The organism is Streptomyces sp. NBC_00670 (assembly GCF_036226765.1).
In the GTDB taxonomy this organism is placed as follows: domain Bacteria; phylum Actinomycetota; class Actinomycetes; order Streptomycetales; family Streptomycetaceae; genus Streptomyces.
Window position 1 is genome coordinate 7,462,280 of the sequence record NZ_CP109017.1, and the last position, 14,117, is coordinate 7,476,396.

Genomic DNA, 14,117 nt, shown 5'->3' on the forward strand with positions numbered 1-14,117 from the left:
GTTCCTGCCGGGTCGGCGGACCGCCCCGCCAGGTCCGTTCCTGTCACTGTTCCGCCGCGCGCCGGGCGGCCTAGCGTCACGGCCATGGCAGCGACGACCACGGAACCAGCGCCTCCGCCCGCACCGGCATCTCCTCCCGCACCAACAGCCCAGCCCGCCCCGGCCGCCCCCCGGACACCCGACGCCCCCGCACCGCGGCGCCCCGCTCCCCACCGCCCGTCGGCCGGGGTGGAGCGGGCCATGGCCACGCTCGGCATCGCACCCTTCGTCCCCGGGAGCGCGCTCGCACTCCCCGGCCGCAACGAGAACTGGGCCGGCCCCACCGCCGACGGTCGCCAGGTCTTCGTCAAACGGCTGGACGCCACCCTGCCCGGAGCGCGCGACCGCTTCGAACGGGCCCGCGCCTTCGAGCGTGCGCGGTCCGCCCGGCAGGATCAACCCGCCCCGCTCGCACCCGAGTTCCTGGGCGCCGATCCGGACACCCTGGTACTGGTCCACACCCGGCTCGACGCCGCCGTCCCCTGCAGCACGCTCGCCGACGAGGACCGTATCGACACCGTGCTCGCCGCACGTCTCGGCCACGCGGTGGGCACCCTGCACCGCCTTCCGGACGTCGGCGTCCCCCGCCCGTCCGCCGCCGTACGGGGGCACTCGCGCCTGACCGGGCTGACGGTGCGCGAGTACGCCGACGCCAGTGGGGCCGAGCTGGAGGCGTGGGCGCTGCTCCACCACGACGCCCGGCTGCGCACCGCGCTGGGCCGGCTGCACGAGTGGTCCGCCGCCGCCCCGCACACCCCCGTCCACGGCGATCTGCGGCTCGACCAGTTCCTTCTCGGCGGCGACGGAGACCCCGCGGCCCCGCCGCATCTCACGGACTGGGAGGAGTTCCACCTCGACGACCCGGCCGGTGACGTCGGCGGGTTCGTGGGCCAGTGGCTGTACCGGGCGGCCTCGCGGATGTTCACCGCACTCGACCTCGACGGCCCCGGCGCGGGCGACGACGCCCACACCGCCCTCGTCGGGAACGGCGAACGCCAACTCATCGCCGTACGACCGCTCGTGACCGCCTTCTGGGAGGCCTACCGCAGCGCCGCGCCCCCCGTCGATCCCGGGTTCGCCGCCCGCGCGACGGCCTACGCCGGCTGGCACCTCTTCGACCGGATGTTCGCCGCCGCGTCGTTCGGGGCGCGGCTCACCGCCGTGCAGAAGGGCACGGCGGGCGTGGGCCGCACCGCGCTGCTGGCCCCCGAACGCTTCGCCGGGACCGTCGGACTGTGCGCCGGCACCGCCGGACTGGAGGAGTCATGAGGGAACCGTCCACCGCGCCGCCGGAGGCCGCACTCGCCCCCCGGCTGCGCGAAGCCCTGGCCACCCTGCGGATCGGACAGGACCGCCGCACCGTCCTGGTGGGGGAGCGGCCCGTCACCGGCGGCACCGCCCGCGAACTGCGGGCGGCCCTGGGCGCGGTGCTGTACGACGAGTGGCACGCGGGCCTCACCCCGGAGGCCCGGGAAGCCCGCGATGGCCGGAACGGGGCAGCGGCCGGCCCCGCCTCCTCCCGCCGCGACCGCGCGTTCGAGGACCGCCTCACCGCCGCCACCCCGCACACCCTCACCCCCGTCGACGCGGTGGTACGGCCCGGCCCGGAGCCCCGGGGAGACACGCTCCTCGCCGAACTCGGCCGAGTACTCGTCCGCGTGCCCACGGCATCCGTCCGGACGCAAGGAGCGGTCGGACCGGACCGACACGCGCGCCTCGACCTGCCGGCCGTCCGCCCCGCGCTGTCCCCCGGCTTCCTGCTGCTGGACGGCCCCTGCGGCGGCCTGTCCGGCGGGGCCGGCCGGCCCGTCCTGCGGATGTACGTCCACCTGACGGACCCGGACGCCGCCCCCGGCGTCTGGCGGACCCTGCTGGCCGCACTGGCCGCCCGGTCCGCGCGGTACCGGGCGAAGGTGCTCTCCCGCCCGTGGTCCTACCCGCGCCGGGACGCGCTCGTGGTCTACCTGGAGGGCGCGGACGCCCCGTCGGCGGCCGGTCTCGCCGACGAGGTGACGGGACTGCCCGGCGTCGGCAGGGAGACCTCCGTCTTCGCCCACGAGGTGGCCCCCGGCGTCGCCCTGGCGTGGGAGCCCGCCGACAACCGGCCCGGCCGGCCCGGGAAGAGCTTCGGCCAGCACCGCGCGGCGGCCGTCGCCGAGGGGCTCCTGCGCCACGCCCACGACCCGGACGCCACGGACGGCTTCCTGCGTCCCGCGGCGGCGGACCCGGCCGGGGCGGACGCGGCACGGGAGGTCCACCGCTGCCTGCGCGCCGCCGCCGTCGACCCGGCCGAACCCGCCCGCAACCTGGACTCCGCCCCGTTCCCGGCGCCGGGCCGGCCGCGGCGGGCGGCCGGCGCGGGGTAGCGTGCGCGCCATGAGCGTGCTCGTCGCAGTCAACTACCCGGCGCCGATACCGGTCGGCCACCTCGTCGAAGTGACCGAGTACGAGGACGTCCGCCCCGAGAGGAAACGCCGCGGGGCCGGCCTGGGCGAAGCCTTCCAGCACCCGGTGCTCCTCGACGTGGACACGGGCATCCGGTTCATGAACCACGTCCACGCGAGCGCCGGCGCGAACGGCGGCAACGCCCACCGGCCGAACCGGTATCCGCCGACCCCGCGACCGGAACTCCCGGTGAACAGGGTGTGGCGGGGCAGGGTCCTCGCCTGCGCGCTGGTGTACGTCGAGGCCCTGTCGACCCAGCACACCACACTCGAACTGGAACCCGACCCGCCCGCCTGACGACAGGCCCCGGGCCGCGCCTCAGCTCGCCCGGGGCCAGCCGCGCAGCAGGGCGGCGATCCGGGCGGCGGTGCAGGCCGGATCGCGCAGCAGGTCACGGAGGGCGAGCGCGTCCTCCCGCGCCGGCTTGACCGGGATGCCGGAGGCCTCCAGGTACATCACGCCCGTCGCGGCGGCCACCGCCAGGTTGGAGCGCTCCAGCCAGCGGCAGCGCCCGAGGACGTGCACCAGCGCGGCGGCGCGGGCGTAGGGGCCGTCGTAGACGGGGGTCTCCAGCAGCTCGGCGCGGTGGCAGGCGACCGCGGCCACGGGCACCCCGTAGTCCTCGGGAGCGGGGTCCGCCGCGCCCGCGACCTCGGCGACCTGCAAAATCCAGGGGACGTCGATGTGCAGGTCCATTACGCGGCGTGCGCCCCCCGGGCGCGGCGCTCGGCGTCCTCCGCCTCGTCGAACACCGCCTGGTGCTCGTCGAGGAAGCGCCGCGCCGCCTCCAGGCCGCGCTGCCGCATCCCGTCGGCGTCCTCCCGCACGAGCGCGGCGATGTAGTCGCCGACACTCATGCCGCGGTCCTTGGCCCGGGCCGTGGCCAGCTCCGCGATCTCGTCGTCGACCCGCCAGCCCTTCTGCGTCTTCGCCATACCGTGATGGTAACAGCTGGTACCACCGCGTGGCGGGGCGTTGTCAGTGGGGGCAGGCAGGATGACCCGCATGACGACACCCGCAGCTTCGCTCATGGACGCCGCCGCCTACGCCCAGGCGGTCGAGGACGCCGTGACGGCCTCGGCCGCCTACTACGCGGACGGAACCTCGGCACTGGACGACGACGCCTACGACCGGCTGGTGCGCACCATCGCCGCCTGGGAGGCCGGCCATCCCGAGCAGGTGCTGCCCGGTTCCCCGACGGGCAAGGTCGCCGGCGGCGCCGTCGAGGGCGACGTCCCGCACACGGTGGCGATGCTGAGCCTGGACAACGTGTTCTCGCCGGAGGAGTTCACCGCCTGGACCGCCTCGCTGGCCCGGCGCCTCGGCCACGAGGCCGAACGGTTCGGCGTCGAGCCGAAGCTGGACGGACTCGCCGTCGCCGCCCGCTACACCGGCGGCCGGCTGAGCCGGCTGATCACCCGCGGGGACGGGACGGCCGGGGAGGACGTCTCGCACGCGATCGGCACCATCGAGGGGCTGCCCGCCGAACTCGCCGAACCGGTCACCGTGGAGGTCCGGGGCGAAGTCCTCATGACCACCGCCCAGTTCGAGCACGCCAACGAGGTGCGCACCGTGCACGGCGGACAGCCCTTCGCCAACCCGCGCGGCGCCGCCGCGGGCAGCCTGCGTGCCAAGGAGCGTGCCTACACCGTGCCGATGACCTTCTTCGGCTACGGCCTGCTGCCCCTGCCCGGCACCGACACGGAGCTCGCCGCCCGGCTGACGGACCTCGCGCACAGCGAACTGATGGCACAGGCCGCCGCGTTCGGCATCAACACCACCGCCACGACCGCCGTCCCCGGCAGCACCGCCACCACCGTCGAGCAGGTACTGGACCGGGTGCGGGAGATCGCCGCCCTGCGCGCCGAACTGCCGTTCGGGATCGACGGCATCGTCATCAAGGCCGACCTCGCCGCCGACCAGCGCGCCGCGGGCGCGGGCTCACGCGCCCCGCGCTGGGCGATCGCCTACAAACTGCCGGCCGTCGAGAAGATCACCCGGCTGCTCGAGGTGGAGTGGAACGTCGGCCGCACCGGCATCATCGCGCCGCGCGCGGTCCTGGAGCCGGTCGAGATCGACGGCGCCACCGTCACCTACGCCACCCTGCACAACCCGGCCGACATCACCCGCCGCGATCTGCGCCTGGGCGACCACGTCATGGTGCACCGGGCCGGCGACGTCATCCCGCGCGTCGAAGCCCCCGTCGCCCATCTGCGCACCGGCGACGAACAGCCCATCGTCTTCCCCGAGGTGTGCCCGCGCTGCGGGTCCGGCATCGACACCAGCGAGCAGCGTTGGCGCTGCGAGAACGGGCGCAACTGCCACCTGGTCGCCTCCCTGTCCTACGCGGCCGGGCGCGACCAGCTCGACATCGAGGGCCTCGGCCACACCCGCGTCGTCCAGCTCGTGGACGCCGGCCTCGTCGGCGACCTCGCGGACCTGTTCGCCCTCACCCGTGAGCAGTTGCTGGGCCTGGAGCGGATGGGCGAGACCAGCACCGACAACCTCCTCGCCGCCCTGGAGACGGCCAAGAGGCGGCCGCTGGCGCGGGTGCTGTGCGCGCTCGGCGTCCGCGGCACCGGGCGGTCCATGTCCCGCCGTATCGCCCGGCACTTCGCGACGATGGACCACCTCCGCGCGGCGGACGCGGAGGCGATGCGGCAGGTGGAGGGCATCGGCACCGAGAAGGCCCCCTCGATCGTCGCCGAACTGGCCGAACTCGCCCCGCTCATCGACAGACTGGTCGCCGCCGGCGTCAACATGACCGAACCCGGCGCCACCCCGCCCGCCCGGTCCGGCACGGATGAGGGCACCGACGGCGACGGCACCGACGGCGACGGCATCGACGACGGCGCCGAGCGGGCGTCCGGACCACTGGCCGGAATGACCGTGGTCGTCACCGGCGCGATGACCGGCCCCCTGGAGAAGCTCAGCCGCAACCAGATGAACGAACTCGTCGAACGGGCCGGCGGCCGCTCCTCCTCCAGCGTCTCCAGGAAGACCACCCTCGTCGTCGCCGGGGAGGGCGCGGGCGCCAAGCGCGCCAAGGCGGAGAGTCTCGGCGTCCGCCTGGCCGGCCCGGACGAGTTCGCCGCGCTGGTCGCCGACTTCCTCGGCCAGGAAGGGGGCCAGGCCTGACGGCCCCGTGCCCGGAGGTCAGCCGACCGCCTGCGTGCCGATGACGGAGAGCAGACGCAGCTTCTCGTGGCTCTCGGAGCCGGGCGTGGCGGTGTAGACGAGCAGGCGGTGCGACTGGTCGGTGTCGAGGAGTGACTGGCAGTGCAGCTCCAGGAGCCCGACCTCGGGGTGGAGGAAGCGCTTGACCTTCTCGGGGCCGACGCCCACCTCGTGCGTCCGCCACAGGGTGCGGAACTCCTCGCTGCGTTCCAGGAGGAGGCCGGCGTACTGGGCCGCCCGCGAGCCCGGGCCCCGCAGGGTGGCGATCTCCCGCAGTCCGGAGGCGAACATGCGCGAGAGATGGGCGTGTTCCTCCGGTGCGTACCGCGCGCGGGTGGCCGGCAGGGTGAACCACCGGAAGCCGATGCTCCGCTCGGGACCGGTGAACCCGGTGGTGTCGCCGGTCAGGGCCACCCCGAGCGGGGTCTGGCGCAGGGTCTCCCCGAGTTCGCTGACGATTTCGGCGGGGGTGTCGGCCAGCCGGTCGAGGATGCGCAGCAGTCCGGGGCCGACATGCGCGCCGGCCGAGCCGCGCACGGGCGGGTTGTGCCCGGCCAGCCGGAACAGGTGGTCGCGCTCGTCCAGGGAGAGGTGCAGCCCCTGCGCGATCGAGGCGGCCATCTGCGCGGAGGGCTGCGGGCCGCGCTCGCGCTCCAGCCGCGCGTAGTAGTCGGTCGACATGTGGCACAGCGCGGCCACCTCCTCCCGCCGCAGCCCGCTGGTCCTGCGGCGGGACCCCCGCGGGAGTCCGACGTCCTCGGGCTGCAACAGCTCCCGCCGGCGCCGTAGAAAGGCCGCCAGTCCGGCCCGGTCGATCTCCATGGGTGCTCTCCTCCGTGCCGCTTGCCCTCCTACTTCTACCGCCTCCCGCCGGCCGGCACGGCGGCGCAGCCACGGATCGTCGATCCCCCTCTCCGACCCGCGAGCCGGCCGCGAAACCCCGGGATACGTGTCCTGAGCAGGGAACATGGCGAAAGTCCGCCGTATCCACGGCCCGGCGATCAGTGGATCCGCAGGCCCTGCACCCCGCCGCCGGACTCGGTCACGGTGGCAGCAACGACACCACGAGGGAGCTCCCGCCATGCCACGAACCGACTTCGATCTCACCGTCCCCGATCTGTCCGGCAAGCGCGCCGTCGTCACCGGCGCGAGCGACGGCATCGGACTCGGCCTCGCGACCCGCCTCGCGGCGGCCGGCGCGGAGGTGCTGCTGCCGGTCCGCAACCCGCGCAAGGGTCAGGCGGCGCTCGACGCGATCCGCGCGCGGGTCCCCGGCGCGGACGTGTCCCTGCGCACGCTGGACCTGTCCTCCCTGACGTCCGTCCGGGCGCTGGGCGAGACCCTGCTGGCGGAGGACCGTCCGATCCACCTGCTCGTCAACAACGCCGGCGTCATGACACCGCCCGAGCGGCAGACGACCGCGGACGGGTTCGAGCTGCAGTTCGGCACCAACCACCTCGGCCACTTCGCCCTCGTCGCCCGCCTGCTGCCACTGCTGCGGGCCGGCCGCGCCCGCGTGACCTCGCAGATCAGCGTCGCGGCGAACCAGTACGCCATCAACTGGGAGGACCTGAACTGGGAACGCTCCTACAGCGGCGGGCGCGCCTACAGCCAGTCGAAGATCGCGTTCGGGCTGTTCGGACTGGAACTGGACCGGCGCAGCGCGGCCGGTGACTGGGGCATCACCAGCAATCTGTCCCATCCGGGCGTCGCGCCCACCAGCCTCCTGGCCGCCCGCCCCGAACTGGGCCGCGCCAAGGACACCGTGGGCGTACGCGTCATCCGGGCGCTGTCCGCCCGCGGCATCCTCCTCGGCACGGTCCGCACCGCACAGCTCCCCGCGCTGTACGCCGCCACCTCGCCCGACGCGGAACGCGGAGCGTTCTACGGCCCCAGCGGCCCCGGCCACCTGGGCGGGCCGCCCGCGCCGCAGAAGCTCTACAGCCGGCTGCGGAGCGCGGACGAGGCCAGCCGGGTCTGGGCACGCTCCGAGGAGCTGACCGGGGTGCGCTGCGGGTGACGGGAAAGCGCCCGGCTCAGCCCCTGCCGGAGCGCGCCGCGGGGAGGTTTGGCGCCGTCACAGGGTGAGGGCGAGCTTGCCCTGGAGGTGGCCGTCGTCGAGCAGCCGGTGTGCGTCGGCGACGCGCTCGAACGGGAACGTCTCCTGGACGTGCACCCGGAGCCCGCCCTCTTCGACGAGGCCGACGAGACCTCGCAGGGCGACCGGATCCGGGTCGACCGCGATGCCGCTGAAGCGCAGACCGGCCGCTTCGTACGCGGCGATGAGCCCCGTGTCCTCCTCGGCGACCGCCGTCACCAGATGGCCGCCCGGGCGCAGCACCTTCAGCGACCGCTCGGCGGTGTCGCCGCCGATGGTGTCGAGCACGACGTCGACGTCGCGGACCGCCCCGGCGAAGTCGGCACTCGTGTAGTCGATCACCTCGTCGGCGCCGAGCCCTTCGACGAACTCCCGCTTGCCGGCGCTCGCCGTGGTGATCACGTGCGCGCCGAGCGCCTTGGCGATCTGGATCGCCACATGGCCGACCCCGCCCCCGCCGCCGTGGACGAGCACACGGTCCCCCTCGCCCACTCCGGCGAGATCGACCAGGCCCTGCCACGCCGTCAGCCCGACGATCGGCAGTGCCGCCGCCTCGACGTGCGAGAGCGCGGCAGGCCTGCGGACGAGGTGCAACGCGGGCGCCGCCACGAGCTCGGCGTATCCGTTGGCCGCCCGCGGGAAGAGCGGCATCCCGAACACCTCGTCGCCGGGCCGGAACCGCCAGGTCCCCGGCGCGTCCTCGACCACGCCGCTGATGTCCCAGCCGAGGACGAACGGGGGCCGGCCGAGCAGCGGGAACTCGCCGGCGCGCAGCCGCGCCTCCAGCGGGTTCAGCCCGATCGCCCGGACCCGGACGAGGACCTCCGTCGGCAGCGGCCGGGGCTCGGGCGCGTCCACGACGGTGAGCACCTCGGGAGCGCCGAGCGTGTGCTGGGTGATGACTCGCATGACTCTCCTGGCTGAGCAGTAAGGGGAAAGGAAGAGATCAACCAGGCTAGGTATCCGACAGGAACCACCAGGTACCTTTGGCGCCATGAGCGGATTCGGTCGCGGTGACGTCTTCCTCGCCGACTGCCCGGCACGCCTCGCGGTCGAACTGATCGCCGACAAGTGGACGGTGGTCGTGCTCTACGGACTCAAGCAGGGTCCGGTGCGTCACGGCGAGCTGATCGAACTGATCGGCGGCATCTCCCGCAAGGTCCTCACCCAGACCCTCCGGCGGCTCCAGGCGCACGGCCTCATCCGCCGCCACGCCTACGCCGAGGTGCCGCCCCGCGTCGAGTACGAACTCACCCCCCTCGGGGCGACGTTGATCGAGCCGATCCATATGCTGACCGAGTGGGCGCGCGCGAACGGCGAGGCGGTCCTCGACGCCCTCGACGCGGCCCCCGAGGCGTAACCGGCGCCGCGCCCACTCGGCCGGCGCGGGCACGTCCAGCGGTCGCGAGCGCTTCTCGCGGACGCGCCCCGCACCCTGTCCGCGGTGCCGCCCCGGCGGCACCGTCAGGCGGTGGCGAGGTCGATGACGACCTTTCCCCGTACGTGCCGGCCGGCCTGGAGTTCGGCCGCGCGGCGGATCTCCTCGATCGGGAAGGTGGCCGCGACGGGCACCCACAGCCGGCCCGCCGCGACCAGGCCGGCGATCTCCTCCAGGGCGCCGGGCGCCGCGTTCGCCCCGTTGGCCGCCGCCACGCCGTCGACCTGTGCGGCGATGGTGCAGATGCGGCTGTCGGGGACGCCGAGCTCCCGCGCGACGTGCACGGTCTCCACCCCGTGCAGGTCGACGGCGGCGGCGATGCCGCCGGGGGCGAGGGCGCGGACCCGGTCGGCCAGGCCCTCGCCGTAGGCGACCGGCTCGGCTCCGAGCTCGCGCAGGTAGTCGGCCGAGGCCGCCGATCCCGTCCCGATCACGCGCGCTCCCGCGATCCGGGCCAGCTGGACGGCGAACACCCCGACCCCGCCCCCGGCGCCGCCGATCAGCACCGTGTCGCCCGGGCCGGGGCCGACCGCGGCGAGGGCGGCGGCCGCCGTGCGCCCCGCGATGGTGAGGGTGGCGGCGGTGCGGTCGTCGACGCCTGCGGGCGTGTGGTGGGCCTCGTTCGCCGCGGTGTCCCCGGCCGGGTCGACGACGACGAAGTCGGCGACCGCGCGGGACAGCGCGCCCCCGAACACCCGGTCACCGGGGGCGAAACCCGTCACGCCGGCACCGACCTGGTCGACCACGCCCGCGTAGTCGGTCCCGAACCCGGCCGGCAGGGTCAGGCCGAACCGGGCGGCGGTGTCCGCGTCGGCGGTCATGATCCAGTCCATCGGGTTCAGTCCGGCCGCGGTGACCCGCACCCGGATCTGTCCCGGACCGGCCTGCGGCGCGGGAACCTCGCGGACGTCCAGTACGCCGGGGCCGCCGAACGCCTCCAGCCGGACCGCCCTGCTGTCGCCCGTGGGCGTGTGCTCACTCTGTGCCTGCATGTGCGGCTGTCTCCTCGGGAAGGGGGAAGCGCCGAAACGGACTATGCTCCGTTTCATGAGTGACAGTAACAGAAACGGAGCGCGTTCCACTTCCTCCGGGGGGGTGGTGCGCACCCCGCGGGCGGACGCGGTCCGTAATCGCGACCAGCTGCTCGCGGTGGCCACCCGCGTCTTCATGTCGGCCGACGCCGAGCCGTCGATGCGCGCGATAGCCCGCGAGGCCGGGGTCGGCATCGCCACGCTCTACCGGCACTTCCCGACCCGCGAGTCACTGGTCGACGCGGTCTACCAGGACCAGGTCGCACGGCTGACGACCGGCGCCCGCGAACTGCTCGGCGAGCTTCCCCCGGCGGCGGCGATGCGGCGCTGGATGGATCTGTTCGGGGACTGGATCGCCGCGAAGAACGGCATGCTCGACACGCTCCTCGCCATGATCGAGTCGGGCGAGATCACCCATGGGCAGACCCGGACCGAGCTGCTGACCGCCGTCACCACGATCCTCGACGCGGGCCGCGCGGCGGGCGACCTCCGCCCCGACGTCACCGCCGAGGACGTCGCCGCCTCGCTCATCGGCATCTTCACCGTGACCCCCCGCCCCGGCCGCGAGGCCATGGCCGCCCGCCTCCTGAACCTCCTGATGGACGGCCTCCGCCCCACCGCGCGGCCGAGCTCCCTCGAACCGTAGGACGCCCGGTCCGGGCAGAGAATGCGGCTTCGTCGAGGGCGCGCGGCCCGGCCGGCCCGCCCGCCGGAGGAGTCAGGCCGTCGTCTCCGCGACCCCGGCCTCCTGCCGGGGCCCCGTGGTCAGCGGTACGGTCTCGCCGTCGCCGCTCAGGTGGGCCGTGAGGCCGCGCTTCGCGGCGGCGCGGGCGAAGCGCTCGGCGATGGCGGGCTGTTCGACGTAGGTGGGCGGGTTGTCGAACAGTTCGTAGTGGATGGCGCAGGCGGCGGTGGCGCCGAGAGCCGCCGCGGCCTCGACGGCCTGCTCGGGCGTCAGGGTGACGGGCACGTCCACCTCGTACCCCTCGAACTTCGCGATGACGCCGTTGACCGGCAGGAAGGCGACGTCGAAGGGACCGTGATCGCGGGCGATCTGCCACCAGTTGCCGTGCCACATGGTGTCCCCGCAGTGGATGATCCGGGCACCGGCGCCCTCCACGACCCAGGCCACCTGGTCGGAGTCGGTGCCCCGCCAGTCCAGCGAGGCGACGGGCGTCACCGTCAGCGGGCCGATGCGGCGCGGCCGGCCCAGTTCCTGCGGGGTGGCCTCGACGCCGTCCTCCGCCAGCGCCGGCGCGAGCGGCGCGTGGCACCCGACGGTGCCGTACGCGGCGAGGCGCGTGATCAGCTCGCGGTCGTAGTGGTCGGGGTGCAGATGGGTGATCAGGGTGTGGGTTCCGGCGGACGCCTCGACGGGGGGCAGCGGCCGCTTGGGCTTCCCGAGCACGGGCTCCAGCGGCTCGACGTTCTCCAGCGGGTCGATCAGCACCCTGGTGTCGCCCAGTCGGACCTCCACCCCCGCCCAGCCCAGGCGGCGCAGACGGAGTGTGTCGTTGGCGGTGTGCGTGGTCACGGCGGGTCCTCTAACTGTAATCATGTTGATTGCGATTTCGGTAAGCGTAGCCACGGCGGTTACGAAATGGCAAGATGGCCCCATGGCCCGATCCACCAACACCCAGTTCGCCGTCGCCGTCCATGTGCTGACGTACCTGGCGGGCGTCACCGAAGGGCACGCGGTGAGCTCCGAGGAGCTCTCCAAGAGCGCCAACGTCAACCCCGTCTATGTGCGCCGCGTCCTCGGTCCGCTGCGCGAGGCCGCGCTCGTGCGCTCGCGCCCCGGCGTCCGTGGAGGCTGGGAACTGGCGGCGGACCCCTCCGTGATCACTCTTGAACAGGTCTGGTCGCTGCTCCAGGGCGCCGACCCGGTGCTCGGGCTGCACGGGCCGGACCCGGACTGCGCCACCGGCCGCCATGTGCAGCGGAGCCTGACCGCGCTCGACCGGACGGTCGCCGACGCGGTGGCGGCCACGCTGCGCCGCTTCACCGTCCGCGACGTCCTCACGGGCGCGCTGGGGGACTTGCGGCCACTGCTCGGCGGCTGACCGCCCCCCCCGCGGCAGCCGGCGGGTCCGCCGCGGGGCAGGGGCCCGAATGGCTGTGCCGATTGGCGCAGCCGTCGGGGTGCGGCTGAAGTGGACCGCAGATCCGCTCTCCCCGACACGAAAGCGAGCACCGCCGTGATCGTCAAGAAGCTGCACGACTCCGGGATCCGCTCCGAGCACGCCTACGCGGCAGGATTCGCCTCCATCGGTCTGACCGTCGTCTCGTGGAGCGTGTCGCTGCGGGTGGAGAAGAAGGGCGAGGAGCGGGCGGACCGCTGGGGGCTCTTCGTCGGGGAGTGGGCACCCACGTTCTTCGCTCTGGGCCTGGCGCTGGCCAACTACGAGAAATAACGGCGTCGGCGTGGACCAGCGGGGCGCGGAGCGGTGGACGCGAGAGGCATCCGGAGCGGGGGAGGGCGCCGGGCCGGGAGCGCCGCAAGCCCTTCGCGACCGCTCCGCACCGGGCCACCGCACCGCCGGACACAACCCGAACGGAAGCGACCAGAACGGAAACGACCGGAACGGAAGCGATGCGCGCCGGCGCATCCCGCGCACGGATGTCCTCCTCGCCGACCCGCGGCTGGCGGCCGCGATCACCCGGCTCGGGCCGCGACCGGTGAAGGCCGCGGTCCACCGGGCGCAGCGGCGCGCACGCCACGGCACCGTCGCCCCCGAGGAGGTGGCGGACACGGCGGTGGCGCTGCTGCCGCCCACGGCCGGCGGGCTGCGCCCGGTGATCAACGCCACCGGGGTGCTGCTCCACACCAACCTCGGCCGGGCCGCGCTGTCGGCCGCGGCCCGGCAGGCGGTCCGGGACGCCGCGGGCCCGACCGACGTCGAACTGGACCTGCGCACCGGCGTCCGCGCCCGTCGCGGCCGTTCCGCCCTGGAAGCGCTGTGCGGACGGGTGCCGTCCGCCGCCGCGGCGCATGTCGTCAACAACGGTGCCGCCGCCCTCCTCCTCGCCGCCACCGCGCTCGCCGCCGGCCGGGAGATCGTCATCGGCCGCGGCGAGATGGTGGAGATCGGGGACGGCTTCCGGCTGCCCGACCTGCTCGTCTCCACCGGAGCACGGCTCCGCGAGGTGGGGACCACCAACCGTACGAACGCCGCGGACTACGCCGACGCGATCGGCCCGGAGACCGCGTTCGTCCTGAGGGTCCACCCCTCCAACTTCCGCGTCACCGGCTTCACCCGCGCCGCCCCGACCCGTGACCTGGCCGCGCTCGGCGTGCCCCTGGTCGTCGACATCGGTTCCGGGCTGCTCGGCCCGCACCCGCTGCTGCCCGACGAGCCCGACGCGGAGACCGCACTGCGGGACGGCGCCGCGCTGGTCACCGCGAGCGGTGACAAACTGCTCGGCGGACCCCAGTGCGGACTCCTCCTCGGCGACGGCGACCTCGTCCGCACCCTGGCCCGGCACCCCCTGGCCCGCGCCCTGCGGGTGGACAAGCTCGCCCTGGCCGCCCTGGAGGCCACCCTCACGGGCCCCGAGACCCCCACCGCCCGGGCCCTGGCCGCCGATCCCCGCGCACTGACGCACCGCGCCGAGCGGCTCGCCGCCGAGCTGGGCGCCAGCGGCGTCGACGTACAGGCCGTGACCTGCACCGCCACCGTCGGCGGCGGAGGCGCGCCGGGAGTGGAACTGCCCAGCGCGGCGCTGTCCCTGCCCGAGCCGTACGCCGCCGCACTGCGCACCGGCCCGGCCCCCGTGGTGGGCCGGCTGGAGGCGGGGCGCTGTCTGCTCGATCTGCGGGCGGTGGAACCGGAGGACGACGACCGGCTCGCCGAGGCGGTGCGGACGGCCGCACCGGACGGGAGGTGAA

The 14,117-nt window shown here is 74.7% G+C and carries 16 protein-coding genes; 10 read left to right on the forward strand and 6 right to left on the reverse strand.

Annotated elements, in window-relative coordinates; translation table 11 throughout:
- The first annotated feature begins 84 nt into the window (after positions 1-84).
- Genes lxmK through OIE12_RS32875 form a run of 3 tightly spaced genes read left to right on the forward strand, consistent with a single transcriptional unit; the run spans position 85 to position 2,781 of the window.
- Entirely contained in the window at positions 85-1,308 is a 1,224-nt protein-coding gene (lxmK, locus tag OIE12_RS32865; protein WP_329141600.1) for a class V lanthionine synthetase subunit LxmK, read from the forward strand.
- Positions 1,305-2,405 (forward strand): T3SS effector HopA1 family protein, encoded by a 1,101-nt coding sequence (locus OIE12_RS32870; RefSeq protein WP_329141601.1) that lies wholly within the window; start codon positions 1,305-1,307, stop codon positions 2,403-2,405. The genes lxmK and OIE12_RS32870 overlap by 4 nt, the downstream gene beginning before the upstream one ends.
- Positions 2,406-2,415: 10 nt before the next feature.
- Positions 2,416-2,781 (forward strand): hypothetical protein, encoded by a 366-nt coding sequence (locus tag OIE12_RS32875; RefSeq protein ID WP_329141602.1) that lies wholly within the window; start codon positions 2,416-2,418, stop codon positions 2,779-2,781.
- 21 nt (positions 2,782-2,802) lie between these two features.
- Here the strand turns inward: OIE12_RS32875 and OIE12_RS32880 are convergent, their stop codons facing one another.
- Both OIE12_RS32880 and OIE12_RS32885 read right to left on the reverse strand, forming a co-directional pair.
- Complete coding sequence (locus tag OIE12_RS32880; protein ID WP_329141603.1) at positions 2,803-3,180, reverse strand: fic family toxin-antitoxin system, toxin component; 378 nt, start codon at positions 3,178-3,180, stop codon at positions 2,803-2,805.
- Positions 3,180-3,419, reverse strand: coding sequence for a hypothetical protein (locus tag OIE12_RS32885; RefSeq protein ID WP_329141604.1), 240 nt, complete (start codon positions 3,417-3,419; stop codon positions 3,180-3,182). The genes OIE12_RS32880 and OIE12_RS32885 overlap by 1 nt, the downstream gene beginning before the upstream one ends.
- A gap of 70 nt (positions 3,420-3,489) precedes the next feature.
- Here OIE12_RS32885 and ligA point away from each other — a divergent pair, with 70 nt between their 5' ends.
- The gene (gene ligA, locus OIE12_RS32890; protein ID WP_329141605.1) at positions 3,490-5,622 is read left to right on the forward strand and encodes an NAD-dependent DNA ligase LigA; all 2,133 of its coding nucleotides are present in this window, start codon (positions 3,490-3,492) and stop codon (positions 5,620-5,622) included.
- Between the two features lie 18 nt (positions 5,623-5,640).
- On the opposite strand, the gene OIE12_RS32895 is transcribed toward ligA, so the two are convergent.
- Positions 5,641-6,483: a helix-turn-helix transcriptional regulator gene (locus OIE12_RS32895; RefSeq protein WP_329141606.1), complete on the reverse strand. Its 843-nt coding sequence runs from the start codon at positions 6,481-6,483 to the stop codon at positions 5,641-5,643.
- A 259-nt stretch (positions 6,484-6,742) separates the two neighbouring features.
- On the opposite strand from OIE12_RS32895, the gene OIE12_RS32900 reads away from it, so the two are divergent.
- Positions 6,743-7,681: an SDR family oxidoreductase gene (locus tag OIE12_RS32900; protein WP_329141607.1), complete on the forward strand. Its 939-nt coding sequence runs from the start codon at positions 6,743-6,745 to the stop codon at positions 7,679-7,681.
- 57 nt (positions 7,682-7,738) lie between these two features.
- Here OIE12_RS32900 and OIE12_RS32905 read toward each other — a convergent pair whose 3' ends face one another.
- Complete coding sequence (locus OIE12_RS32905; protein WP_329141608.1) at positions 7,739-8,668, reverse strand: NADP-dependent oxidoreductase; 930 nt, start codon at positions 8,666-8,668, stop codon at positions 7,739-7,741.
- Between the two features lie 85 nt (positions 8,669-8,753).
- Here OIE12_RS32905 and OIE12_RS32910 point away from each other — a divergent pair, with 85 nt between their 5' ends.
- Positions 8,754-9,119, forward strand: a complete 366-nt coding sequence (locus tag OIE12_RS32910) for a winged helix-turn-helix transcriptional regulator (protein ID WP_329141609.1) — start codon at positions 8,754-8,756, stop codon at positions 9,117-9,119.
- 104 nt (positions 9,120-9,223) lie between these two features.
- On the opposite strand, the gene OIE12_RS32915 is transcribed toward OIE12_RS32910, so the two are convergent.
- A complete protein-coding gene (locus tag OIE12_RS32915) occupies positions 9,224-10,189 on the reverse strand; it encodes an NADP-dependent oxidoreductase (RefSeq protein ID WP_329141610.1) in 966 nt (321 codons plus the stop codon).
- 55 nt (positions 10,190-10,244) lie between these two features.
- Between OIE12_RS32915 and OIE12_RS32920 the strand changes: the two genes are divergently transcribed.
- A complete protein-coding gene (locus OIE12_RS32920) occupies positions 10,245-10,874 on the forward strand; it encodes a TetR/AcrR family transcriptional regulator (protein WP_329141611.1) in 630 nt (209 codons plus the stop codon).
- 72 nt (positions 10,875-10,946) lie between these two features.
- On the opposite strand, the gene OIE12_RS32925 is transcribed toward OIE12_RS32920, so the two are convergent.
- Positions 10,947-11,762, reverse strand: a complete 816-nt coding sequence (locus OIE12_RS32925) for an MBL fold metallo-hydrolase (protein ID WP_329141612.1) — start codon at positions 11,760-11,762, stop codon at positions 10,947-10,949.
- A gap of 82 nt (positions 11,763-11,844) precedes the next feature.
- Between OIE12_RS32925 and OIE12_RS32930 the strand changes: the two genes are divergently transcribed.
- The 3 genes from OIE12_RS32930 (at position 11,845) to selA (ending at position 14,116) form a co-directional block, all read left to right on the forward strand.
- Complete coding sequence (locus tag OIE12_RS32930; protein ID WP_329141613.1) at positions 11,845-12,291, forward strand: Rrf2 family transcriptional regulator; 447 nt, start codon at positions 11,845-11,847, stop codon at positions 12,289-12,291.
- A 135-nt stretch (positions 12,292-12,426) separates the two neighbouring features.
- Positions 12,427-12,642: a hypothetical protein gene (locus OIE12_RS32935; RefSeq protein ID WP_329142372.1), complete on the forward strand. Its 216-nt coding sequence runs from the start codon at positions 12,427-12,429 to the stop codon at positions 12,640-12,642.
- A 193-nt stretch (positions 12,643-12,835) separates the two neighbouring features.
- Positions 12,836-14,116 (forward strand): L-seryl-tRNA(Sec) selenium transferase, encoded by a 1,281-nt coding sequence (selA, locus tag OIE12_RS32940; RefSeq protein WP_329142374.1) that lies wholly within the window; start codon positions 12,836-12,838, stop codon positions 14,114-14,116.
- The last annotated feature ends 1 nt before the right edge of the window (position 14,117 follow it).